The 26,114-nt window shown below is 33.1% G+C and carries 19 protein-coding genes; 8 read left to right on the top strand and 11 right to left on the bottom strand.

The window, feature by feature from the left end; translation table 11 throughout:
• Positions 1-287: 287 nt before the first annotated feature.
• Positions 288-1,265: a sulfotransferase family protein gene (locus tag QWY99_RS14295; RefSeq protein WP_290266259.1), complete on the top strand. Its 978-nt coding sequence runs from the start codon at positions 288-290 to the stop codon at positions 1,263-1,265.
• Between the two features lie 63 nt (positions 1,266-1,328).
• Positions 1,329-1,991, top strand: a complete 663-nt coding sequence (locus QWY99_RS14290; RefSeq protein ID WP_290266258.1) for a TrmH family RNA methyltransferase — start codon at positions 1,329-1,331, stop codon at positions 1,989-1,991.
• 322 nt (positions 1,992-2,313) lie between these two features.
• On the opposite strand, the gene secA is transcribed toward QWY99_RS14290, so the two are convergent.
• The 4 genes from secA to QWY99_RS14270 all read right to left on the bottom strand — a co-directional run bounded on the left by secA (position 2,314) and on the right by QWY99_RS14270 (position 7,452).
• Positions 2,314-5,655: a preprotein translocase subunit SecA gene (gene secA / locus QWY99_RS14285; protein ID WP_290266257.1), complete on the bottom strand. Its 3,342-nt coding sequence runs from the start codon at positions 5,653-5,655 to the stop codon at positions 2,314-2,316.
• A gap of 91 nt (positions 5,656-5,746) precedes the next feature.
• Positions 5,747-5,968, bottom strand: coding sequence for a DUF2795 domain-containing protein (locus QWY99_RS14280; RefSeq protein WP_007138072.1), 222 nt, complete (start codon positions 5,966-5,968; stop codon positions 5,747-5,749).
• 150 nt (positions 5,969-6,118) lie between these two features.
• Entirely contained in the window at positions 6,119-6,688 is a 570-nt protein-coding gene (locus tag QWY99_RS14275) for a cob(I)yrinic acid a,c-diamide adenosyltransferase (protein WP_290266199.1), read from the bottom strand.
• 71 nt (positions 6,689-6,759) lie between these two features.
• A complete protein-coding gene (locus QWY99_RS14270) occupies positions 6,760-7,452 on the bottom strand; it encodes an ABC transporter ATP-binding protein (protein ID WP_290266198.1) in 693 nt (230 codons plus the stop codon).
• A 314-nt stretch (positions 7,453-7,766) separates the two neighbouring features.
• Here QWY99_RS14270 and QWY99_RS14265 point away from each other — a divergent pair, with 314 nt between their 5' ends.
• A complete protein-coding gene (locus QWY99_RS14265) occupies positions 7,767-8,417 on the top strand; it encodes a DUF6565 domain-containing protein (RefSeq protein WP_290266196.1) in 651 nt (216 codons plus the stop codon).
• Between the two features lie 82 nt (positions 8,418-8,499).
• On the opposite strand, the gene QWY99_RS14260 is transcribed toward QWY99_RS14265, so the two are convergent.
• Positions 8,500-9,291 carry an O-methyltransferase gene (locus QWY99_RS14260; protein WP_290266194.1) on the bottom strand — a complete coding sequence of 264 codons (792 nt, stop codon included), beginning with the start codon at positions 9,289-9,291 and terminating at the stop codon, positions 8,500-8,502.
• Between the two features lie 177 nt (positions 9,292-9,468).
• Here QWY99_RS14260 and QWY99_RS14255 point away from each other — a divergent pair, with 177 nt between their 5' ends.
• Complete coding sequence (locus tag QWY99_RS14255) at positions 9,469-11,019, top strand: SDR family NAD(P)-dependent oxidoreductase (protein WP_290268229.1); 1,551 nt, start codon at positions 9,469-9,471, stop codon at positions 11,017-11,019.
• Positions 11,020-11,454: 435 nt separating this feature from the next.
• Here QWY99_RS14255 and QWY99_RS14250 read toward each other — a convergent pair whose 3' ends face one another.
• The 4 genes from QWY99_RS14250 to QWY99_RS14235 form a co-directional block, all read right to left on the bottom strand.
• Positions 11,455-11,922, bottom strand: a complete 468-nt coding sequence (locus tag QWY99_RS14250; RefSeq protein WP_290266191.1) for an FKBP-type peptidyl-prolyl cis-trans isomerase — start codon at positions 11,920-11,922, stop codon at positions 11,455-11,457.
• Positions 11,923-12,273: 351 nt separating this feature from the next.
• Complete coding sequence (locus QWY99_RS14245) at positions 12,274-12,642, bottom strand: four helix bundle protein (protein ID WP_290266190.1); 369 nt, start codon at positions 12,640-12,642, stop codon at positions 12,274-12,276.
• 388 nt (positions 12,643-13,030) lie between these two features.
• Positions 13,031-14,893 carry an ABC-F family ATP-binding cassette domain-containing protein gene (locus QWY99_RS14240; RefSeq protein ID WP_290266189.1) on the bottom strand — a complete coding sequence of 621 codons (1,863 nt, stop codon included), beginning with the start codon at positions 14,891-14,893 and terminating at the stop codon, positions 13,031-13,033.
• A 247-nt stretch (positions 14,894-15,140) separates the two neighbouring features.
• Positions 15,141-16,001: a restriction endonuclease gene (locus QWY99_RS14235; RefSeq protein ID WP_290266188.1), complete on the bottom strand. Its 861-nt coding sequence runs from the start codon at positions 15,999-16,001 to the stop codon at positions 15,141-15,143.
• Positions 16,002-16,397: 396 nt separating this feature from the next.
• Here QWY99_RS14235 and QWY99_RS14230 point away from each other — a divergent pair, with 396 nt between their 5' ends.
• From QWY99_RS14230 to QWY99_RS14215, 4 genes are read left to right on the top strand one after another with little or no spacing between them, the layout of a single operon-like run.
• Positions 16,398-17,945, top strand: coding sequence for a type I restriction-modification system subunit M (locus tag QWY99_RS14230; protein ID WP_290266186.1), 1,548 nt, complete (start codon positions 16,398-16,400; stop codon positions 17,943-17,945).
• On the top strand, positions 17,942-19,162 hold the full coding sequence (locus QWY99_RS14225) for a restriction endonuclease subunit S (RefSeq protein ID WP_290266185.1): 1,221 nt from the start codon (positions 17,942-17,944) through the stop codon (positions 19,160-19,162). Before QWY99_RS14230 ends, QWY99_RS14225 begins: the two co-directional genes overlap by 4 nt.
• A 1-nt stretch (position 19,163) precedes the next feature.
• A complete protein-coding gene (locus tag QWY99_RS14220; protein WP_290266183.1) occupies positions 19,164-20,510 on the top strand; it encodes an AAA family ATPase in 1,347 nt (448 codons plus the stop codon).
• Positions 20,497-23,601 (top strand): type I restriction endonuclease subunit R, encoded by a 3,105-nt coding sequence (locus QWY99_RS14215; RefSeq protein WP_290266182.1) that lies wholly within the window; start codon positions 20,497-20,499, stop codon positions 23,599-23,601. The genes QWY99_RS14220 and QWY99_RS14215 overlap by 14 nt, the downstream gene beginning before the upstream one ends.
• Before the next feature lie 755 nt (positions 23,602-24,356).
• Here QWY99_RS14215 and QWY99_RS14210 read toward each other — a convergent pair.
• Together QWY99_RS14210 and QWY99_RS14205 are read right to left on the bottom strand one after the other, a co-directional pair.
• The gene (locus QWY99_RS14210) at positions 24,357-25,364 is read right to left on the bottom strand and encodes an ATP-binding protein (protein ID WP_290266180.1); all 1,008 of its coding nucleotides are present in this window, start codon (positions 25,362-25,364) and stop codon (positions 24,357-24,359) included.
• Positions 25,361-25,714, bottom strand: coding sequence for a hypothetical protein (locus QWY99_RS14205; protein WP_290266179.1), 354 nt, complete (start codon positions 25,712-25,714; stop codon positions 25,361-25,363). The genes QWY99_RS14210 and QWY99_RS14205 overlap by 4 nt, the downstream gene beginning before the upstream one ends.
• Between the last annotated feature and the right edge of the window lie 400 nt (positions 25,715-26,114).

Here is a 26,114-nt window from a genome sequence, read left to right as displayed (position 1 = left end):
GAAGGAAATTAAGTTTTGTAAAATTTTATATGAGATTTTTCTGATTTTTCACAAACGTACTAATTTTTTTTTAATTTTGTAAGTGTATTTGATGTTTGACTTTATTTAATTGTGATGAATTGGCAGATTTACGCTTCATTTCTTTTTTGTTTTTTGTCCGAATTGTTGTGGAATTTTATAGTTAATTAGTTGTTGTTTAGTTAGTTTTTTCTAAAATGTATATATTTACATAGCAATGAAAATTTAGAAACATATAATAGACTTGTAAGAAAAATTAATTTTATACAATGGAAAACGCAGCGCATCCTCTTTCAAATTGGATTCCCAATAAGTTAGTCGAGATAGACAGTAAAGTATATTTTGAATGGATTTATTTAGGAGATAAAAGGTATGTAGATCCTTTTTTTGATGAAACCCTAATGAAATGTAAAGGGCATTATAACAATTCAACAAGATATAAGGTAGTAAGTAGTGTAGAAAATCTTATTGATTGGTCTGTAGGATTGGTTTCTGCAGCATTAAAATCATTATTGTTTCATGTGTCTCGTTGTGGTTCTACAATGATGTGTCAGTCTTTGGCAGTTTCTCCTCAAAATATTGTAGTTTCTGAAGCTCCAATTCTTGATCAGATTATAAGAAGTGATTTTTTTGATTTGGATAAAAAAAGAGTTCTCATTAAATCAGTAATAGCATTATTGGGGCAAAAAAGATTTGTTGAAGAAAAGAATTTAATAGTAAAATTGGATTCTTGGCATATATTCGAAATTAACGAATTAAGAGCGATTTTTCCTGAATTGCCTTTTGTTTTACTTTATAGAAATCCAACTGAAGTGCTGCAATCCCATGCGAAATTAAAAGGAATGCATATGGTTCCTAATTTGTTGCCAGCAACTATTTTTGGAATTAGTGAAGAGGATATTCAAACAATTAGTTTTCAGCAATACGGCGCTGTAGTTTTAGAAAAATATTTTCAGTCTTATCTTGATTTTTACGGGACTGATAAAAATGTTTCGTTGTATAATTACAATGAAGGAATGAAATCTGTTTTGGAGCGATTTTTATCTTTTATCGATGCAGACTATTTTGTGGAAGAAGTTGATCAGATGTGTGAACGCTTAACAAGACATTCAAAAAATGGAGATGTTGCTTTTAAAGGTGATTCTTTTGTAAATGAGATTTTAGCAATTGATTTGACTAAGGGAAACAGTCTCTATGAAAAATTAAATAATAGCATAGCTAAATCGTTGGTTGCTAATATAAGATAGAGGATTGTTTTTATTGCACTAATTATGTGGGTTTTTAGTATTTTTGCCACAAATATTATTGAAATGATTGATTTAGATTACCTCGCTTTCCTAGAAAATATACTTACTGATAATCGAAAGGAAAAATTTTTAAAAGTCCTAGAAAACCGCACTAAACACTTTACTATAGCTGTAGAAGATATTTTTCAGATGCATAACACTAGTGCTGTAATGCGTAGTTGTGAAGTTTTTGGTATTCAGGAGCTTAATGTTATCGAGCAACGTTATGGTAAAAGTATCGACAAAGAAATTGCGATGGGAGCTCAAAAGTGGGTTGACATCAACACATTTGATAGCATTAGTAATTGTGTGGATACATTAAAAAATAAAGGATATCAAATTATTGCCACAACACCTCATGAAAATGATTGTTTACTAGAAGATTTTGATATTACTAAACCTAGTGCTTTGTTTTTTGGTACTGAAAGAGATGGCTTGTCTGAAGAGATTTTGCAAAAAGCAGATGGATTTCTTAAAATCCCGATGGTAGGTTTTACGGAGAGTTTGAATATCTCTGTATCGGCAGCAATAATCATTCAGAACCTTACAAGTAGATTACGAAATACAGATATCGATTGGCATTTATCGGATGATGAAATTCTAGAAAAACGTTTGGCTTGGGCCAAAAGTTCTATAAAAGATATCAAGCGAATTGAAGCTCGTTATTTCGAAGAGAATCCTAGATAGACTCAAAAAAAAATAAAATCACTAAGGTACTAAGGGAGTGAATCAAGTGCCTTAGTGATTTATACTGGCAGTATTTATTTGCTATTAAAAGAAATTAAATTCAAAAATTGGATTGTGGCTCTTCTTTCGAAGTCTCGATCATTTTACTACAAGATGCTCTTATGCATCTTTTTTTTTATTCCATTTAGAATTGATCCTGTATCAGAACCTAAATTTTAACTATAAAAAAATCCCCAACTACATAGTAATTGGGGATTTTTGAGTTTGTAGTTTCTGTCACAGTTTTCAGTACTAGATTGAGAACTGTAACGGAATACTTTTATTATTTTACGATAACCCATTCGCCAGAAGCTAATAAACTTTCTGCTTTTTTGAATTTCATCGTTTCGATAGTTCCAGTTGAAACTTGTTGAACTGTAACATTATCATTACGATTAATTTTTGGCATATCTCTTACGATAGTTTCGGTAACTTGACGTTGCTGTGTTTCTCCAGCTTCGCGGTTAATCTCTTCACTATTTTCGATTTCGTCTTTACTTAATTTGTAATTTTCTTTTTGACGAACTTCTCTTGCTTCCTGAATTTCTGGAGTGCTTTGAGCTGGTAAATCACCTTTGAATAAGAATGAAATTACTTCTCTATTTACGTTATCCAGCATAGAACGGAATAAGTTAAAAGCTTCTAATTTATAGATAAGCAATGGATCTTTTTGTTCGTGAACGGCTAATTGAACAGATTGTTTCAATTCGTCCATTTTACGTAAGTGTTTTTTCCAAGCTTCATCAACGATAGATAAAGTGATGTTTTTCTCGAAATCAGCAACTAATTGTGCACCTTCAGTTTCGTATGCTTTTTTAAGATCTGTAACAACATTTAATGTTTTAATACCATCTGTAAATGGAACTACAACGCGCTCAAATTGATTGTTTTTCTCTTCGTAAATTCCTTTAATGATAGGGAAAGCTTCTCTTGCGCTACGCTCTGTTTTTTCAGTATAGTAAGCTAAAGTTTCTTTATATAATTTTCCTGTAATCTCATTTTCTGTTAACTTGATAAAATCAGCTTCAGCTATTGGAGATGTTATAGAGAAATAACGAATTAATTCAAATTCGAAATTTTTAAAATCATTTGTTGCTTTATTTTGGTTTACGATAAGTTCACAAGTATCGTAAAGCATGTTTGCGATATCTAGTTTTAAACGCTCTCCAAACAAAGCGTGACGACGACGTTTGTAAACTACTTCACGTTGTGAATTCATAACGTCATCATATTCTAATAAACGTTTACGAACTCCGAAGTTGTTTTCTTCTACTTTCTTTTGAGCACGCTCAATAGATTTAGTCATCATTGAATGCTGAATTACTTCGCCTTCTTGTAATCCCATTCTATCCATTACTTTGGCTACTCTTTCAGAACCAAATAAACGCATTAGGTTATCTTCTAGAGATACGTAGAATTGAGAACTTCCTGGGTCACCTTGACGACCAGCACGACCACGTAACTGTCTGTCAACACGACGTGAATCATGACGCTCTGTACCAATAATTGCTAAACCTCCGGCAGCTTTTACTTCTGGAGATAATTTAATATCGGTACCACGACCAGCCATATTGGTTGCAATGGTTACTACTCCTGGTTTTCCTGCTTCCTCAACAATTTGTGCCTCTTGCTTGTGCATTTTAGCGTTCAATACGTTGTGTGCAACACCTCTCATTTTAAGCATACGGCTTAATAATTCAGAGATTTCTACCGATGTTGTTCCAATTAATACTGGTCTTCCTGCGTTAGATAGTTCTGTTACATCTTCGATTACAGCATTGAATTTTTCACGTGTAGTTTTGTAGATATAATCTTCTTTGTCTATTCTAGCCATAGGACGATTCGTAGGAATCTCAACTACATCTAATTTGTAAATTTGCCATAACTCTCCAGCTTCTGTTACTGCAGTACCAGTCATACCGCCTAATTTGCTGTACATTCTGAAGTAGTTCTGTAAAGTAACAGTTGCAAAAGTTTGTGTTGCAGCTTCAATTTTTACATTTTCTTTAGCCTCAATCGCTTGGTGTAATCCGTCTGAGTAACGACGACCATCCATGATACGACCTGTTTGCTCATCGACAATCATAATTTTGTTGTCCATGATAACGTATTCTACGTCTTTTTCAAAAAGAGCATACGCTTTTAATAGTTGCGTTAAAGTATGAATACGTTCGCTTTTTACACCAAAATCTTGAAATAATCTTTCTTTGGCTTCAGCTTCAGCGTCTTTGTCTAATTTTTGTTTTTCGATAGCAGCAATTTCAGTTCCGATATCCGGTAATACGAAAAAGTCTGCATCTGTATCTCCTGAAAGGAATTTGATTCCGTTATCAGTTAATTCTACTTGATTATTTTTTTCTTCAATTACAAAGTATAAAGCCTCATCAATTTTATGCATGTCACGGTTGTTGTCTTGCATGTATTGATTTTCGGTTTTTTGAAGCAATTGTTTAATTCCTTCTTCACTCAAAAATTTAATTAAAGCTTTATTTCTAGGTAAACTTCTGTAAGCTCTTAATAATAAGAAACCACCATCTTTAGTGTTTCCTTCTTTTATTAATTTTTTAGCTTCAGCTAAGAAACCATTTGCCAATTGGCGTTGTAAACTTACTAAGTTTTCAATTTTTGGTTTCAATTCGTTAAATTCATGACGGTCTCCTTGAGGAACTGGACCAGAAATGATAAGTGGAGTTCTAGCATCATCAATTAATACAGAATCGACCTCATCGACGATTGCATAATTGTGTTTTCTTTGTACCAAGTCATTAGGCGAATGCGCCATATTGTCTCTTAGGTAGTCAAAACCAAATTCATTATTTGTTCCGTAAGTAATATCAGCATCATATGCTTTCTTTCTTCCTTCAGAACTTGGTTGGTGATTATCAATACAATCAACAGTTAAACCATGAAATTCAAATAAAGGTGCTTTCCATGTACTATCACGTTTTGCCAAGTAATCATTCACCGTTACTAAGTGCACTCCGTTTCCTGTTAAGGCATTTAGATAAAGAGGTAAAGTAGCTACCAAGGTTTTACCCTCACCAGTTTGCATCTCTGCAACTTTTCCTTCGTGTAATACCATACCACCAATTAACTGAACATCGTAATGAACCATGTCCCATGTAATCTCTTTACCAGCAGCATTCCATTTATTAGCCCAGATAGCTTTTTCGCCATCTATCTCAATATATGTTTTTGAAGCCGAAAGTTCACGGTCTTTTGCAGTAGCAGTAACTTCAATATGTGAGTTGTCTTTAAAACGACGAGCCGTTTCTTTTACTACAGAAAACGCTTCAGGAAGGATTTCTAATAAAGTTTTTTCTGAGATTTCGTAAGCTTCTTTTTCTAAAGTATCTATAGCTTCGTAAATGTCTTCTCTTTTGTCGATATCTTCAATGCTTTCTACTTCAGCTTTAAGAGAAGCGATTTTTGCATCTTTTTCGGCTCTTGCGTCCTTTATCTTTTGTTTAAAAAATGCAGTTCTAGCTCTCAGTTCGTCATGAGACAAAGCTGCTAAGCTAGTTTCGAAAGTTTTAATTTTGTTTAAATAAGGTTGTAAAGCTTTGACATCTTTTTGTGATTTATCACCTACAAAGACTTTAATAATACTGTTAATGAAACTCATGATCTGTTGGTATTTCTATAATTTATCTAAATGTGTAAATTTAAACAAAAAAAAAGCCTCTTTTTTTGAGACTTTTTCTTTGGGTTACTCTTTAATATTCATCCTCATTCCAAAGATAATCTTCGTCTGTTGGATAATCTGGCCATATTTCTTCCATTGATTCATATATCTCACCTTCGTCTTCAATTGACTGTAGGTTTTCTACTACTTCTAATGGAGCTCCAGCTCTAATAGCGTAGTCTATAAGTTCGTCTTTGTTAGCAGGCCACGGTGCATCACTTAAATATGAAGCTAATTCTAATGTCCAATACATGTTTTGTCAATTTAGTTTGTGCAAAAATAATTTTTTTACTGAGAAAGACAAGTAAAAAACGATTTATTTTAGTAAAATTTAAGAACGTCTCTTTTAGTATTCAATTATCTGTTACAGTTTACAGGTGAGAATATTAAAAACTGCAGCAGATTACTTTCTCGGAATCCATTTAACTTCCTCCGCTTTTAAGTCAGAAGACAACTTTCGTGCCAAGACAAAAAGGTAGTCAGAAAGTCGGTTTAAGTATTGTATTGCTATTTCTGGAACAGTCTCATTATGACTTAGATGTACTGCCAATCGTTCTGCACGACGACAAACACAACGGGCAATGTGACAATATGACACAGTTTGGTGTCCTCCTGGTAATACAAAGTGAGTCATTTGCGGAAGCGCTTCTTCCATGGCATCGATTTCATTTTCAAGTAATTCGATGTCAGTAGGTACAATTCCTAGATTTTTAAGGCGCAATTCACCGTTTTTTAAGACTTCTTTCTCTACAGGAGTAGCTAAAATTGCTCCTACGGTAAATAAGCGATCTTGAATTTCGATTAGAATTGTCTTGTAATGTGCATTCATTTCCTGATCTCGTATAAGACCTATATATGAATTGAGTTCGTCAACAGTTCCGTAACTATCAATACGGATATGGTCTTTAGGAACGCGGGTACCACCAAAAAGGGCAGTAGTTCCTTTGTCTCCTGTTTTAGTATATACTTTCATTTTTTTTGAGGGGCTGAGTTTCTAAGGTGCTTAGATACTAAGTTTTGTTTTTATTTGATTAAATAATTAACCTATTTTATTGTTTTTGTATCACTTTCAATAAGTCCATCACGCAAGCGAATCACACGATGCGCATAGGCAGCAATATCTTCTTCGTGGGTTACTAGAATTACGGTGTTGCCATTGGCATGGATATCTCCAAATAGCTTCATGATTTCAACAGAGGTTTTACTATCTAAATTTCCAGTTGGTTCATCGGCAAGAATAATCGATGGTTTGTTAACCAATGCTCTTGCGATTGCTACACGTTGGCGCTGCCCTCCCGAAAGCTGATTGGGCTGGTGATCCATTCTGTCGTCAAGATTTACTTGTTTCAATACTTCGGTAGCACGTGCAATTCGTTCCGATTTTGAGTATCCCGCATAAATCATGGGTAAAGCTACATTGTCTAAGGCAGTGGTTCTTGGCAGAAGGTTAAATGTTTGGAAAACAAAACCGATTTCTTTATTTCTAATTTCCGCTAATTCATCATCTTTCATCTGGCTTACATCTTTTCCGTTTAAGATATAGCTTCCAGAGGTAGGTGTGTCTAAACATCCTAATAAATTCATTAATGTTGATTTTCCTGAACCAGATGGGCCCATTAATGCAACATATTCTCCTTTATTTATTTCTAAATCAATTCCCTTTAAGACATAAACAATTTCGTTTCCAAGTACAAAATTTCGTTTAATATTGGTTATTTTAATTAATGGATTTGCCATTGATGTTTATGATTGTTGATTTACAATTTCTAGATTTTAAAAGTACAAAACACTTTTGAATTAATCATAAGTAGTTTAAAATACATTTTTGTTACAGGTCTATTAGTGTAAGTTGCGAAATAGAATGAATTAATTACACCCTTTTTTTAATAATCTTAAGTGTTTTATATAATTGTATTTAAAATTTACATAATTATCATATTTTTTAATTTTTAATAATTTTAATTTATAAATAATCTTAATTTTTTGATAAATATTTAATTTTGTTTAAAAATAGTGTTACATTTGGGATATAACATTAACAAATCGAAATTATGAAAAATACACAATTATTATTCGGACTAGCGTTTGTTGCCATGGGATTTACCTCATGCAAAGATGAAAAAGCAGCACAAGCTGAAAAAACTATTGATTCTTACGTAGTATATGTAGACTCAATAAAAAATGTAACTGCAGAAAATGTTAAAGCCAATTGGAAAACAATTGAAGAAGGATATGCAATTCGTGCAGAAAAAGCTGAAATGGCTTTGGCAGATTTAAAAGAGAATACAAAAGCGCAAGAAAGATTAGAATCAAGTAAGGCTAAATATGAAGCTTTTAAAGCAGAAATGGCCGCTCTTAATGCGCCAACCAAAATGCAAAAAATGCGTGATGCTTTATTCGGAGAAGGTAAAATAGGAGAGGATATGAATTTTGATTGGGTAAACGCCAAAAATATTCATGGTGTTTACCAACAATTTGTACATACTGTAGAAAATAATAAAGACAGTTATTCTCGAGAAGACTGGGATAAGATTAAAATGATGTATGAGGCTCTTGATAGTCGTAAAAATACGGTTGAAAAAGAAGGACTTTCGTCTGAAGATAATAGAAAAATTGCTGGATTGAAATTGAAATTTGCACCAATGTATACCTTAAATAGAATGGGAGCAAAATCTGAAGAAACAGCAAAAGCAAAAGAGTAGATTAATTAAGTATTTATATATAGGATTAGGTTGAATTTGAATTTTGAGCAAAAGCGGCAGTCTGTAATGGCTGTCACTTTTTTTATGCCCTAATTATAAAATGTTCTATTTCTTGCTCATATCTAAAAAACACGAATCCCCATTGAAACGTATCAATAGTAACTTTTACTCTTGGATGGTTTTTTATTGTTTCCCAACTCTCTTCCATTTCTGAAGACGAATGAATAGCATTAAAAATCCAAACCGTATCGTTTGTAATTGTTGGAAGTAAAAAATCAAAATAAGCTAAAGTTTCTTTTTTAGAATGATTTCCATCAAAGTAAACCAAGTTAAAGTTTTGAGTCGTAGTTTTCAGTTCGCTCTCAAGATCTTTGAAATAATTCTCAAATTCGGTTACAACCGATTCTACATTATCACAATTAAACACTTGTAATCCTTTTTGGGCAACTGTGGCAGTTTCAGGACAACCTTCGAGTGTTATTACTTTTGCTTTTGGATTCCCTAAGGCTAGGGCAGAGGTAGCTAGTCCTAATGATGTTCCAATTTCTAGAATAGTATCAGGTTTAAAATACGCAACAACTCGGAATAATAATTGGGCTCTTTTAGCAGAAATTCCAGCTGTCTTGGCAATCTTTGAAATTTGTCTTTTATTGCTTTTAAAAACTTTAGATCCTGCATCAAAATCGGTTACTTCGATTGTATTCTGGTTTTGTAAAAATGATTTACGATAAGCGCTTAAAATGGCGTATTCTGGTTTTGTCTTTCTGTCATAAAAACATTTCGTTAGTAAGTTAAATACAAAAGGCGAATGCACAGCGTGCTCGTTTTTAGAGTTCCAAAGGAATTTGAAGTAGGATTTTATTTGAAATAACATAATGACGGTTGCAATGTAGGTGCGAAGATACGAAAAAGTCATAAAGACATGAGGTCTGAAAGTCGAAGGTCAAAAGTTTAAAGTCAAAAGATGATACTTTATGACTTTACGACTTTTGACTTTAGGACTATAATAAAAGACTATATTTGCGAGCTTTAACCAATAGGTTTTTTTATGATGACGAAGGAAGAAATAGAAATTAAGAATACGATAACTTCGGAAGAAATAGACCGATGTATTGCTGTTTTAGCTCAATTAAACACCGATACTGATCAAATATTTGATATTCCCAAAGAACAAAGAATTGCTTTGCTTAAAGAAGCAGGTATGTTTTCTAGACCGGATAGAGATGAGTTTTCTCGAAGAGTTAAAGACGGAAAAGAAGCGACCAAGCGTAAAAAGGAAAAGAAAGATAAAACGGCTCGTAAAGAAACCGGAATTCGATATGCTCGTGAAGCAAGTATTTTTGTTGCGCCAAAATTATTGGCTTATACAGATCTTGCTAATAAGGAGCAATTAGAATTAGAAACGCCTAGAAATTGCTACGTATGTAAAACGGGATTTACTAAAATGCATCACTTTTACGATACAATGTGTACCGATTGTGGTGATTTTAATTATGCTAAACGTTTTCAAACGGCTGATGTAAAAGGGCAAGTGGCTGTTATAACAGGTTCTCGTTTAAAAATTGGATATCATATTACTTTAATGCTTTTGCGTGGCGGTGCTACTGTTATTGCAACTACTCGTTTTCCTGTTGATTCTGCGTTGCGATTTTCGAAAGAAGATGATTTTATGGACTGGGGACATCGTTTAAAAATTCACGGATTGGATTTGAGACATATTCCTAGTGTGGAGATTTTCTGCAATTTTATAGAGCAAAAGTACGAGCGATTGGATATTCTAATTAATAATGCTGCGCAAACAGTGCGACGTCCGGCTGGATTCTACACTCATTTAATGGAAAACGAAGAGCGTGCCATAAGTACTTTGCCTAAGCAAGCACAAGAATTACTATTGGATCATACCAATTGTTTGGATGAATTGAAGGTATTGACTTCGGGAGCTTCTTCTAATCAAAATATGCCGGTAACTTGGCACGGTCCTGAGCCTGGAATCGGATTGCGTGCTTCGGCTAAATTATCTCAGATTCCTTATTCTTTTGATAATGCGCTTGTAGCAAATGAGGTTTTTCCTGAAGGGGAACTTGATGCCGATTTACAACAGGTAGATTTAAGAAAAACTAATAGTTGGCGTTTGCGATTGGGACAGATCGAAACTACTGAAATGATTGAAGTTCAGTTGGTCAATTCGGTTGCGCCTTTTGTATTATGTAATCGTCTTTCGGAAGTGATGAAGAAAGATAATACTGGACAAAAACACATTATTAATGTTTCGGCTATGGAAGGTAAATTTCATCGCTTTTTTAAAGAAGATCGCCATCCGCATACTAATATGGCTAAGGCTGCTCTTAACATGTTGACGCATACTTCATCGGGTACCTTGGCTAAACACGGTATTTTTATGAATGCTGTAGATACGGGTTGGGTTACCGACGAAGATCCTGCCGAATTGGCTAAAAAGAAACAAGAGCTTGAAGATTTTCAACCTCCACTAGATATTGTCGATGGCGCTGCAAGGGTTATGGACCCTCTATTCGACGGAATTAACACGGGTAAACATTGGTGTGGAAAATTCTTGAAAGATTATAATCCGATTCCGTGGTGATTTTTTAGTTTACGGTTATTAGTTGCAGTCGCAGTTTGCTTCAGTTTGCAGTCTTGGTTTACAGTTATTAGTTTTCAGTCGCGGTTTTCAGTCGCAGTCTTGGTTTGTGGTGATTTTTAGTTTTCAGTTTTCAGTCTTGGTTTCAAGAAATTTAGCGTCTTCTCTTTGTGAATCTTTGCGAAAGAACTCCAATCTAGTTCGCCAATTTTGTCTTTCTGAGGAACGAAGAATCTCCGTAATTAGTTCTTCAATCTATGTCGAGTTCCTTTATGAGACCCTTCCTTTGTCAGGGTTGACAAGATTGTGTGCTAAAAAAAGTGCAGTTTGTCTTTTTTAGTTATGATAAAAAACATCAAAACCCGAATACACTTAAACATGTATTCGGGTTTTATTATTTTGATTGAACTTTTTAGATGTTTACTCTTTGTTCAAAACCTAGTTTACTGAAATTAATTTAATATCAAAGATAAGCACTGAACCTCCAGGGATTGAGCTGTAATCGTTATTTCCGTATCCTAAATGTGCTGGAACTAAAAGAATTCCTGTGCCTCCTGTTTTGAAATAAGGAATACCTTCTGTCCATCCTTTTATTACTTGGTTTAACCCGAAAGAAATTCCTTCACTACTTTCGTCAAATACTTTACCATCAATAAAAGAACCTTTATAAGCTACAGTTACATTAGACGATGCTGTTGGCTGTGTTCCTGTTCCAGGTTCGTTGATTACATAGTACAAACCTGATTCACTTCTGTGTGCATCTAGTTTGTTTTTTGTTATATAGTCTTTAATGTCTTGCTCGTTTTTAGCGACATAGTCAATACTTGCATCAGCAGTTTCTGTTTTTTTCTTAGCGCAAGAGACAAAAAGTGTCAAAGCTAATAGGGCAGTGATAAGGTGTTTCATGAAAATTGGTTTTTTAATGGCGCAAATATAGTGAAATTGGTCTCGGTTTGCAGTTATTAGTTTTCAGTCTCAGTCTCAGTCTCAGTCTCAGTCTCAGTTTTCAGTTTTGGTTTGCGGTTATTTAGTTTACAGTCGCGGTATTCAGTATTCAGTCGCAGTCTCAGTTTTCAGTTTTGGCTTGTGGTTAGTCTCAGTTTACAGTCGCAATGTCATCCTGAGCGGAGTCGAAGGACATTTTCAGTGTTTAGTTATTAACTTATAGTACTTAGTCTCAATTGTAGCCTTTACTCTCAATATCATTCTAAGCGGAGTCGAAGGATAATCTCTGTTTGCAGTTACTACGATTGAATACTATATTTTGCATCCAAATTTGGTTGGATTATTAATCATATAATTAATTAGTTTTCCAATTTCGATGTTTCTGTCATTTAAGGTGTCAAAGGTTTCTTTGTTTATGTATTTACATTGTAAACAGAATTGCAACCATACATTTGTTTCTGAGTTTTCAGCATCACTATCAGTAAGTTTGCTTATAAAATGATTTGTATATCTTCTTTTTCGATAGGATTCAGAGATATTTGCAGATACACTTCTAGAGGAACGACGTATCGGATCAGTAAGAGAATATTTTTCTTCAGGTGGAAATGATTTAGATAGTTCGAATATTTCCATTGCCAGCTGAAACGATTTTTTATAAGCCAATAATTCTTTGAAATCCATATATTTATTATTATAAGTAAAATTAAATATAAGATAAAACTTTCAAATAATACTAGAAAAAAGAATGTGTAAAAAAAGCCACAACAAGATTTTACTCCGTTATGGCTTTTGTTTTTTATATAAGTTAAGAAACTTCAGTTGTTTGTCCGAAATTGTCATCGCAAACTGCGACTGTCCTTCGACTCCGCTCAGGATGACACTGAGACTGTAAAATGTGACTGTAAAATGTGACTGTAAACTGTGACTATCCTTCGACTCCGCTCAGGATGACATTGCGACTGCAAACTGAGGCTAACCACAAACAGAGACTGAAAACCGCGACTGAGACTGAATACTGAACACTGCGACTGTAAACTTAACACTGCGACTGAAAACTGAAAACTAATAATTACCCTTCAATCTTAGCAGAAAGCTCAAACCAGCGTTCTTCTTTTTGGTCTATTTTATTGATGATATTCTGTAGTTCATTAGCTTTTTTCTCGATGTCGGCATCGGCTACTTTTCCATCAGAGAATAATTGCTCAATTTTGGTTTTATCAATTTCTAGGTCTTTGATTTCTCTTTCTAGTTTTTGATATTCTTTTTGCTCGTTGAAAGTAAGGTTTCCAGTTGGATTATTTTGCTTCCAATCTTTCTTTTCGGCTTTGTTTTCTTCCTTTTGAGCTACATCAGCACTGTCTTCGTAAGCTCTAAAATCAGAGTAGTTTCCAGGGAAATCTTCAACAACACCTTGTCCTCTAAAAATGAACAAGTGATCTACAATTTTATCCATAAAGTAACGGTCATGCGAAACCACTAACAAGCATCCAGGGTAATCCAAAAGGAAGCTTTCTAGTACGTTTAACGTAACGATATCTAAATCGTTTGTAGGTTCATCCAGAATAAGGAAGTTTGGATTCTGAATCAAAACGGTACATAAATACAAACGTTTTAATTCACCACCACTTAATCTATCAACAAAGTCATATTGTTTTTTTGCATCAAAAAGGAAACGCTCCAATAATTGTGAAGCAGAAATGATTTTTCCTTTCATCAACGGAATGTATTCTCCGTATTCTTTAATAACATCGATTACACGTTGTCCCGGTTTTGGATTGATTCCACTTTGAGTGTAATATCCTATTTTGATTGTTTCACCAACAATAACTTTTCCAGAATCTAACGGAAGAGTTCCAGTCAATAAATTAAGGAAAGTCGATTTTCCAGTTCCGTTTTTACCAATAATTCCGATACGTTCTCCACGTTGGAAATCGAAACTGAAGTTATCTAAGATAACGTGGTCTTTGAATTTTTTAGAAATTTTGTGAAGCTCGATAATCTTGCTTCCCATACGCTCCATATTAATTTCAAGCTCGACTTTGTTTTCGCGACGGCGACTTTGTGCTTTTTCTTTAATTAAATAAAAGTCATCCTGACGAGATTTAGATTTGGTTGTTCTCGCTTTTGGTTGGCGACGCATCCATTCTAATTCTTTTACGAATAAGTTTTGTGCTTTATCAACACTAGAATTTTCTGAGGCGATTCGCTCTTCTTTTTTCTCTAAATAGTAAGAGTAATTTCCTTTGTATTGGTATAATTTACCATTGTCTAATTCAATGATTTCATTACAAACACGCTCTAAGAAGAAACGGTCGTGCGTTACCATGAATAAAGTAATATTTTCTTTAGCAAAATAACTTTCTAACCATTCGATCATTTCAAGATCCAAGTGATTGGTAGGCTCATCCAGAATTAATAAATCAGGACGATTGATTAGTATAATTGCTAATGATAAACGTTTTTTCTGACCTCCAGAAAGACTTTTTACTTTTAGTTTAAAGTTCTCTAGTTTCAGTTTAAAAAGAATCTGCTTGTATTGCGTTTCAAAATCCCAAGCATTGTGTTGGTCCATTCCGTCAAAAGCTTTTTGATATGCTTCTTCGTCTTCTGGATTTTCTAATGCTTTTTCGTAAGCTTCAATAACTTTTAGCGTTTCATTATCAGAAGCAAAAATGCTTTCTTCGATAGTTAGTTCGTCTTGTAAGTTGTTGTTTTGCGAAAGAAAAGCCATTCTGATTCCTTTTCTTAAAACTACCTGACCTGTATCTGGTTCTTCCAAACCATTGATAATACTCATAATAGTTGTTTTTCCAGAGCCATTTTTGGCAATGAAAGCAATTTTTTGGTCCTTATTGATTCCAAAAGAGATGTTGTCAAATAAGGTTCTTTCACCAAATGACTTGGATATATTTTCTACAGATAAGTAATTCATGGAGATTTGTAACTGAAAATCAGTTTTTTATTGTTTAAAAATAAGTAACTCAATTAGTCCCTACATTTTTATAGTAGTTCCTAAAAAAGTTCGCGCAAAGATAGCCTTTTGGAGCAAACAAAAAAAGATAGCTTTACAACTATCTTTTTTATTGGATTTTAGAGTGTTTGTTGTTTAGTTTAATTGATGTTTTTTTAGCAATTAGTAAGGATGTAAAAGGGATTTGTCTAATTTTAGATTGCTTTTTTTAATTAAAGCTCTTGAAAAATTCTTGGTCAATTTCGAAAACTGTAACAGGCTTTAAGCCAAGTTGATATTTTTCAAAAAGTTCAACAAGTCTGTCGCCATCTATCAACTCAATTGGTGTGACTCCATCACGATTTGCTTCACTTTTTGCTTCACTTTTTGCTTCTTTTGTAAAACGTCCTGTAGTTATTATAAGTCCTTTTTCACCACGTCCTTGCATTGCACCGCGGAAATCACGGACATGGTGTGGGGAAACAGTTTCTTTATAGCGTTTACATTGAAAAACAATATTTAAACCAACAACATCATTAAGTTTTACGATTCCCTTTCCATCAATTCCTTTATCGCCAGAACCACCTGTTATTACTATTTCGTTAATCCCGATTTCAGTTAATAAACGTTTGCAAAGTTTTTCAAATCCGCTTGGAGTAAGGTTTTGTATAATGTTAATCAAGTCGATTGAATGTTCTTCATCTTCGGTCGCTATGTCTTCAAATTTCGGTTGAGCTTTTTGTGATTTTGAAGAAGAAGTTTTTTTAACACTATCTTGAACCCTCTTAAATAAGTCATAAACATCATCATTGTGGCTCAGTTTTTTATCTAAACCTTCTTTAGTTAATCGCCAAATTCCCCTTTGAGTATTATCAATTAATCCAGCTTTGAATAAATAAAATCTTGCCCATTGGATTTGATTTCTAATTCGTGATTGACCACTTGAAGTAGTTTCTTCTAATTCAGTTTCTGTAATGCCTAATTTATCTATTATTTGTTCGATTACGTCTGATGAATTTCCAGCACCTCCGTTTGATTGAAGTGTGGTTAAAACGGGATTTATATATTTCAAAAATTCCGGGCCTTTCATATCCTTTTGATTTGAGTTTTGTTACTAATGTTGAATGTGCTAATAGAAGTGTAGGTAAAGTTACGAGTGCATTTAGTATTCTTAACTTTGCAGTTCTGTCGTATCTAAAAGTATAACTTTTATTTTAAGATTAAAAAAAAATGTTAAAATAAACATTAAAAGATCAGTGTTGAGGGAGAAGCAAATTATAAAGCTACCGAAGAATTTACTAAACTAATTAATCAAAAAACAGTACCTAACTTTTTGTTAGGTTTTTATTCGCATATTCAATTATTACGGTAGATTTGCAAATATATAGCAGTATTATAATTATGAGTGATTCTACCAAAGGTTAGAATAAATATTACTAAAGGAAAAAATAAAAATAAGCTATTAGAAATGAATATATAAAAAATAATGACAAGTACAGCACAAAGAGCAGAATTACTAGCTAAAATTTGGAAAATAGCCAACGAGGTTCGTGGGGCTGTAGATGGATGGGATTTCAAACAATTTGTATTAGGAACACTCTTCTATCGCTATATTAGCGAGAACTTTACGAATTATATAGAGGCTGGTGATGACAGCATTGATTACGCTAACTTATCAGATGATGTTATTACACCTGATATAAAAGATGATGCAATTAAAACAAAAGGATATTTTATCTATCCTAGTCAACTTTTTGTAAATATTGCTAAAACGGCTAATACTAATCCAAACCTTAATACCGATTTAAAAGCCATTTTTACAGCAATTGAAAGTTCTGCAAATGGGTATCCATCGGAAGAAGATATAAAGGGGTTGTTTGCTGATTTTGACACAACCAGTACGCGATTAGGTAACACCGTTGAAAGCAAAAACAGTCGTTTAGCTTCTGTCTTGAAAGGTGTTGAGGAACTAAATTTCGGGAATTTTGAAGACAATCATATTGACCTTTTTGGTGATGCATATGAAATCCTTATTGGCAATTATGCAGCCAATGCTGGTAAATCAGGCGGTGAGTTTTTTACACCTGTACACGTATCTAAGCTTATTGCACAATTGGCAATGCACAAACAAGAAAAAGTAAATAAAATTTATGACCCAGCTGCAGGTTCTGGTTCTTTATTACTTCAAGCAAAAAAACACTTTGATGACCATATCATTGAAGAAGGCTTTTTTGGACAAGAAATAAATCATACTACGTATAACTTGGCTCGTATGAACATGTTTTTACATAACGTCAACTACGACAAGTTTAATATAGCTTTAGGAGATACACTTCATCACCCTCACTTTATTGATGATAAACCATTTGATGCCATTGTATCCAATCCGCCTTATTCGGTAAAATGGGTTGGAGATGATGATCCAACACTTATAAATGATGACCGTTTTGCTCCAGCTGGTGTGCTAGCGCCTAAATCAAAAGCAGATTTTGCATTTGTACTGCATGCCTTGAGTTATCTTTCCAGTAAAGGAAGAGCAGCCATCGTTTGTTTCCCAGGTATTTTTTACCGTGGTGGTGCAGAACAAAAGATAAGAAAGTACCTAGTGGATAATAACTATGTAGAAACCATAATCGCTGTAGCACCCAATTTGTTTTACGGAACTTCTATAGCGGTAACTCTTCTGGTACTTTCAAAACACAAGACCGATACTACCACACAGTTTATTGATGCCAGTGGTGAAGATTTCTTCAAGAAGGTAACTAATAACAATATGATGACCGATGTACATATTGAAAAAATAATGGAGTTATTTGATAGCAAAGCAGATGTAGAACATGTTGCAAAATCTATCGATAATACTAAAATTGCTAAAAACGATTATAATTTATCGGTTAGTTCGTATGTGCAACCAAAAGACAATCGAGAGAAGATTAACATTACCGAATTAAACAACAAAGTAGCAAAAACCGTAAAAAAAATAGACAAGTTACGTATTGATATTGAAGGACTTATAAATGAGATTAGAGAATGAGTTTTTTAGATAAATTATTAGAAGACGTTGCGGTGGAATGGAAACCTTTGGGAGATTTTACTAACTATGAGCAGCCAACGAAATATTTAGTGAGTTCAAAAAATTACAATGATAATTTTCTAACTCCTGTTTTGACTGCTGGTAAAACTTTTATTCTCGGATATACTAATGAAACGGAAGGTATTTATAAAGCATCAGAACAGCCTGTTATAATTTTTGATGATTTTACAACAGCTAATAAGTGGGTTGACATTGACTTCAAGGCTAAGTCATCAGCGATGAAGATGATTACATCTAAAGATGAATCTAAAGCATCATTAAAATATATCTACTATTGGTTGAATACTTTACCTAGTGAATTGGTTGATGGTGATCACAAAAGACAATGGATTAGTAATTATTCAAAAAAAAGAATACCTATTCCATGCCCAGATAACCCTAAAAAATCACTCGAAATTCAACAAAAAATTGTTGCAATTCTTGATTCTTTTGCAGAACTTACATCAGAACTTACATCAGAACTTACATCAGAACTTACATCACGTAAACAACAGTATAGTTACTATAGAGAGAAATTATTCAACTTTAATGAAAATGAAGTTCAACATTTACCAATGGGGGATGAAAATATTGGACAGTTTCAAAGAGGTAAGCGTTTTGTAAAAACAGATTTAATCAGTAAAGGAGTGCCTACGATTCATTATGGTGAAATGTATACGCATTATGGTACGTGGACGGATGAGACTATTTCTTTTGTTAGTGAAAAGTTGGTTAACGATAGAGGATTAAGGCTTGCCGAAAAAGGCGATGTTGTCATAGTAGCAGCAGGTGAAACAATCGAAGATATTGGAATGGGAACGGCATGGTTAGGTGACGAAGGGGTAGTTGTTCACGATGCATGTTTTTCATATAAAACTATATTGAATCCTAAGTTTGTTGCTTATTTTACACGTACCAAACAATTCCATGATCAAATTAAAAAGCATATTTCGTCCGGTAAAATTTCAGCTATTAATGCAAAAGGTTTAGGTAAAGCAATAATTCCAGTGCCTTCTAATGAGGAACAAGAACGAATAGTAGCCATTTTAGATAAATTTGACATTTTAACTAATTCTATAAGTGAAGGTTTGCCAAAAGAAATAGAGTTAAGAAAAAAACAATATGAGTATTATAGAGATATGTTACTAACATTTCCAAAAGACAATTTAGAAGAATAATATGGCACAGTCATTAACTGAAATAGCACAATCTCTTATAGTTGCCAATAAAAAAGTGCAGTTGATTTATGCGTTTAATGGTACTGGTAAAACACGTTTGTCACGTGAGTTCAAAGAATTGATCGCTCAAAAAAATCCAGAAACTGACGAAGAGGAAACAGGAATCAAGATAATGTACTACAATGCATTTACTGAAGATTTGTTTTATTGGGATAACGATTTACTAAAATTGAAAATTCAGCCTAATACATATACCAATTGGATACTTCAGGATCAAGGACAAGAACCAAATATAGCAGCTCATTTTAAGCGTTATACTAGTGATAAATTAACACCTACTTTTAATGAGGAATACACTTTTAAGAATCAAGACAATAGGGATGTAACGATTCCTGCTTACTCTGAAGTGCGTTTTTCATTTGAACGTGGAAATGATGAGCCCTCAGAATCTGTAAAAATTTCTAAAGGGGAAGAAAGCTGTTTTATTTGGAGTATGTTTTATAGTTTACTAAAGGAAGCCATAGAGGCATTAATCCCATTAGGGGAGGCTCAAGAAGAAATAAAATCATTGGTAGTAATAGCTGAATCAAAAAGCAAAGACACAAAAAAAGCGGAAAATTTAGCTAAAAAAAGCGGAAACAAAGGGGATGTTAAAAAAGCAGACATATTGAGAAATGAAACGGAAGTGGCTAATATTGAATTGAGCACAGCACGGGGAAAACTCAAAAACTTAGGTGGGCTATTTAATAATTTGGATTATGTATTTATTGATGATCCTGTAAGTTCACTCGATGATACACACTTAATTGAGCTGGCTGTAAATATAGCTGAGTTAATTAAGTCTAGTAAATCGGAATTAAAATTCATTATCACCACTCATAATCCATTATTCTATAATGTATTATTTAATGAATTTAACAGAGTAAAAAACACAACAAAATGGCGTTTAGAAAAACTGGACGATGGTACTTTTTCAATAGGTGAGTTAGCAAGCGACTCACCGTTCTCCTATCATTTATTTCTTTTATCTGAATTAGAAAAAGCTATAGGATCACCAAATGATATAAAAAAGTTTCATTTTAACTTTCTTCGTAATATATTAGAAAAAACTTCTACCTTTTTGGGACACAATAAATGGGAAGATCTTTTGCCCGAAGAATCACGTGAAGCGTATTACAAACGAATAATAAATCTCTCCAGTCATTCTAAACATCATGGAGAAGAAATAGCAATTATTGAAGAAAATGATAAGAGAGTATTGAGCTTTTTGGTTGAAGAAGTAAAAAGAAGGTATGGATTCAAGTCAACTATTAACCCAAATGTTATAGAAGAAGATGACACAGTATAAGACCATCGCAGAATCAAACAATTTCATTGTTTTAGACAAATACACCAAATATTCAGAAGTTAATGAGCCACCTGCAGTTTATCAAACGGAAGCCGCTCTTGAAAAAGAATTTATCCAAGACTTAATCAATCAAGGGTACGAAAATCCTAATCTAACTTCTATTGAAGCCATGTTAGCTAATGTGAGAGTACAATTGCAAGCTCTTAATAACATGGTGTTTTCAGATAGCGAATGGGCTCGTTTTGTGGAAGAGTATTTAGATAAACCGAGTGATAATCTTGTTGAAAAAACAAGAAAAATTCATGAAAATTACATCTATGATTTTGTTTTTGATGATGGTCATATCCAAAACATTTATTTAGTAGATAAAAACAATATTGCGCGTAATAAAGTACAGGTAATTAAACAATTTGAACAAAAAGGAACGCATGCTAATCGTTATGATGTTACAATTTTAGTTAACGGCTTGCCTTTGGTTCAAGTAGAACTAAAAAAACGTGGTGTAGCTATTCGTGAGGCGTTCAACCAAGTGCATCGCTATACAAAAGAGAGTCTTAACAGTACAAATTCTCTTTTCAAATACTTACAGATTTTTGTAATTTCCAACGGAACGGACAGCCGCTATTTTGCAAACACCGTTGAGCGAAACAAAAACAGCTTTGACTTTACCATGAACTGGGCAAAAGCAGATAATACATTAATTAAAGACCTTAAAGATTTTACAACTACCTTTTTTCAAAGAGACACTTTGTTACATGTGTTGCTCACGTATTCGGTTTTTGATACAAGTGATACATTGCTTATAATGAGACCTTATCAAATTGCAGCAACAGAAAGAATGTTATGGAAAATTTCAAGTTCATATCAAGCTAAAAATTGGTCTAAAGTAGAAAGTGGTGGTTACATTTGGCACACTACAGGCTCGGGGAAAACATTGACCAGTTTTAAAGCGGCTCGTTTAGCTACAGAATTGGATTTCATTGACAAAGTTTTCTTTGTGGTTGACCGTAAAGATTTGGACTTTCAAACCATGAAAGAATACCAACGCTTTTCTCCTGATAGTGTCAATGGTTCCGATAGTACCGCAGGTTTAAAGCGGAATATTGAGAAAGATGACAATAAGATTATCGTTACGACTATTCAGAAACTGAACAATCTGATGAAAACCGAGAATGATTTAGCTATTTATCAAAAACAAGTGATTTTTATTTTTGATGAAGCACATCGCTCTCAGTTTGGAGAAGCACAAAAGAACCTTAATAAAAAGTTTAAAAAATTCTATCAATTTGGTTTTACAGGCACGCCTATTTTTGTTAAAAATGCCCTAGGCGCTGAAACGACTGCCAGTGTATTTGGTCGTGAATTACACTCTTATGTAATTACTGATGCAATTAGGGATGAAAAAGTATTAAAATTTAAAGTAGATTACAATAATGTTCGTCCTAAGTTTAAGGGTATTGAAACAGAAAAAGACGAGAAAAAACTAAGTGTTGCTGAAAACAAAAAAGCATTTTTGCATCCTGGTCGTATCAAAGAAATTTCTCAATATATTCTGAATAATTTTAGAATAAAGACACATAGAAATCAAGGAGGCAACAAAGGTTTTAATGCCATGTTTGCGGTAAGTAGTGTTGATGGTGCTAAATGTTACTATAAGGAATTAAATCGTCTTCAAAAAGAAAGCGAAAAGCCTTTGAGAATTGCAACGATATTTTCGTTTGCAGCCAACGAAGAACAAAGTGCCATTGGTGAAATACCTGACGAAAATTTTGAACCATCAGCCATGGATAGTAGTGCAAAAGAATTTTTAACGGAAGCTATCAGTGATTATAACGCCATGTTCAAAACCAGTTATGGCGTGGAGAGTAAAGAGTTCCAAAACTATTATCGCGACCTTGCTAAACGTGTAAAGAGTAAAGAAGTTGACCTAGTTATTGTAGTAGGGATGTTCTTAACAGGGTTTGATGCACCTACGCTTAATACGCTGTTCGTAGATAAAAATTTACGCTATCATGGGTTGATGCAAGCATTTTCGCGTACCAACCGTATTTATGATGCCACAAAAACTTTTGGAAATATTATTACTTTCAGAGATTTAGAAACAGCTACTGTTGATGCAATAACTTTATTTGGAGACATAAATACTAAAAATGTAGTGCTCGAAAAGAGTTACAAAGAATATTTAGAGGGCTTTACGGATATTACCAATGGGGAAGCACGTAGAGGTTTTAAGGATGTTGTAAAAGACTTAAATAATAAGTTCCCGAAACCTGATGAAATTGTAACAGAAAAAGATAAAAAAGAGTTCACAAAATTATTCGGGGAGTACTTGCGAGTGGAAAACATCCTTCAGAATTATGATGAATTCACGAATCTTAAAGCACTTCAAGCAATAGATGTAAATGATGCTGAAGCTCTTGAAATATTTAAAGAAACCTACTTTGTTACAGACGAAGATATAGCAATAATGCAAGAGATAAGCTTGTTGCCGGAACGAATGATCCAAGATTATCGCTCAACTTATAATGATATACGTGATTGGTTAAGGCGAGAAAAAACTGGCAAAGAATCAGAAGAATCCACAATCGACTGGGACGATGTAGTTTTTGAAATTGACCTACTAAAGTCACAAGAAATTAACCTTGATTATATTCTTGAATTGATTTTTGAACATAATAAAAAAAATAAAGACAAAGCTACCTTAATAGAAGAAATTCGCAGGGTAATTCGTGCAAGTATCGGCAACAGAGCAAAAGAAAACCTAGTTGTAGATTTTATAAATGAAACAGACCTTGGTAGCATTCAAGATAAAGCGAATGTTATAGATTTATTCTTCGAATATGCTCAGGAAAAACAGAAAAAAGAGGCTTCAGAGTTAATTATGGATGAAAACTTAAATGAGGAAGAAGCAAAACGATATATTGCAGCATCTTTAAAGCGTGAATTTGCGAATGAAAACGGTACAGAACTAAATACTATTTTACCTAAAATGAGTCCTTTAAATCCTCAGTATTTGACTAAAAAGCAAAGCGTATTCCAGAGAATCAGTGCTTTTGTAGAAAAATTTAAGGGTGTTGGTGGGCAAATTTGACAATAGTGAATTATACTTTTTGTATTTTCTTATTTAGATGAATATGTAAAAAAACAGAAAATAAACTTAAAGGTGTGTTTGCGCATCTTTAAGTTTTTAAATTCGTTTGTAGAGTTTCCTTTTTTGTTAAAACTTTTTGAATTATACTCATTTATTTTCCACTATGGACAAAATCTCAGTCAGATTTTCTTTCAGGGACTCTTTTAATTCCAAGATTAAAAAGTTTTAATCAACATTCGAAACAATGTTTTGTTGTTTTTTTTAAATTGATGAATATTCATCGTACAGCTTTTTAAAAATTCTTTTGTGCTATTTTTTTTTTACTAACTAATTTTGTTAAAAATTAGTTTAGATATATAACTAACATAAGTAATTCCATAAAGTTGTATTTGTTTACTCTTTCTTAAAACGGTATATACATACCATCAGTTTACGTTTTTTCTTAATATTTTTTAGGAGACATTCTTTTTAATTTATAAGATTCGATATATTATTTAATACAATAGCTGAGATATAATTAGCATAATTACATCAAATCTCTTTTTTGAATTGTATTAAGTTTTCCTTGCAAAAAGCTTCTTTATCATCCCCTAAAGCATAAAACAAAATATTTCATCAGTATTTTTTCAAGTCTTGAATACTGTTTTTTACCCGACTTTACTAATTGCTTGCCCTTGTGAATCAGATTGTAATGAGGGAGTTTTTGAATGCTATTATGCCCCAGCCTAAAAACACACCCCTCCCAAAAAAAAAAATTAAATTAAATTCAAGAAAATAGAGAAGGCGGTACCAGATTTTCCGTCGCTTTCTATTTTTATAGAACCATTATGCATTTCAACAATTTGTTTGGTAAGATACATACCTAGCCCTGTGGTGTGCTCGCCAGCAATTCCAGTTCGTTTGGCTTGAGTAAATTTGTCGAATATGTGTTCTTGTAAATTTTTAGGGACGCCAATTCCGTTGTCTTTAACAACTAGTTTTAGTTTGTTGTTTTCTGTAGCAGTAGCAATTTCAATAGTTCCATTTTCATGAGTAAATTTAAGACTATTAGATAATAAGTTATGAATCACCCTTTCAAATTTAGAGCGATCAATTTTAATAGTTTCACCGAAATTAAGATCTTTTATTAAAGTAATTTGTTTTTGTTCAAGCTCTCTAGAAAAATAAGTAATGGACTCTTCAATTAGGAAATCAAAATTTTCTAGTGTATAAGAAACAGCTTCCTCTGTGACTTCCTCAGTGATTAGCACATCTTCGATAATTTTAAAGGCAAAGTCACAACTTTGGTTTAAATAATCAATTAACTTTTTGTCTTCGATATGTTTGAGGTTGATTCGAAGAATGTCGCTTATCATCCTGATAGAGGCAATAGGATTTTTTAGATCATGAGCAGCCCATTGCATGGTTTGTTTTTGAATGTTAAGGCTGGAGTTTAAATGATTGATGATGTCATTTTTCGAAATTGTCCCCATAAAGGTTTCGTTATCGTATACCATTAAAACATTTTGACCGCTGCTGTCCATGATTTTAAGCACATCGGTAATTTCATCGGTTTTGTAAACAACAGGTTTCTTGGTGAGGCAATCTATAATAATTAAATGCTGTTTTTTTGCTAGATCAGAAGAGGTAAGAATACCGATGGCTTCATTTTCTTCCATTACAATAATGCCTTTTTCTATAGATTCGCTTCGTCTTGCACTTACGACACCTGCATAGGCATCTAGAGTAGCATAATCGTAATTTACAAATGATGTTATGCTCATAGATTAAAATCCTTTAGGACTATATTTTTTACAGAAAGATCTATTTTTAAATCGACACTTATAAGTTTCCCTTCTGATACAAATGGGAATACATTTTTCTCTAAAATGGGTATTAGTTTTTCCTTATCAATTAGAGTAAGTATATTTTTGTTGACAAAAACAGTTTCAATATTTTTATCGTCAACATTAATAGTTTCAAAGCTATTTGGAACTAATAATTCGAATGATTTTGAGAGTCCAATTTTACCTAGAACAGCATTTTTTGCAACTACAAGTATATCTTGAAAAGGAGGAAGTTTTATTTCTTGAAAACGAAGGTCAATGGTGTATGTTTTGTTTGATTCGGTCATGTTTTATGGGGTAAAAGCAGATAGGAATAACTATACTTTTTAAATTTTTATGTTTAAATAAATTGAGGAAAAGCACTATGTTTTGCTTCAGCTTTTAACATTTTCAATTTAATGTTGTGTTATATTCCCTAACTGAAATTTTGAATTATCGAAGTTGATTTTTTTATTCAGTATATGCTGGCCTATCAGATAAATGCAGCGTTTTTATGTAGTTTTTTATTACGAATTGTAAAAAAGGGATTGAGGTTTAACTTATGAATTGTAAGGAACATATAGTAATTGGTCTATTTGTTTGTTTTTTAATGATTTAGTACTTGTTTTTTTTTAGGAAACAAATAACAGTGTAGGTTTTGTATTGCAAATGTACATAATTTAATATATTCGATGAAAGTTTAAGATT

Source organism: Flavobacterium branchiarum (genome assembly GCF_030409845.1).
GTDB classification, from domain to species: domain Bacteria; phylum Bacteroidota; class Bacteroidia; order Flavobacteriales; family Flavobacteriaceae; genus Flavobacterium; species Flavobacterium branchiarum.
The sequence above is the reverse complement of the archived record's forward strand: the minus strand, read 5'-3'. Positions and strand labels throughout refer to the sequence as shown.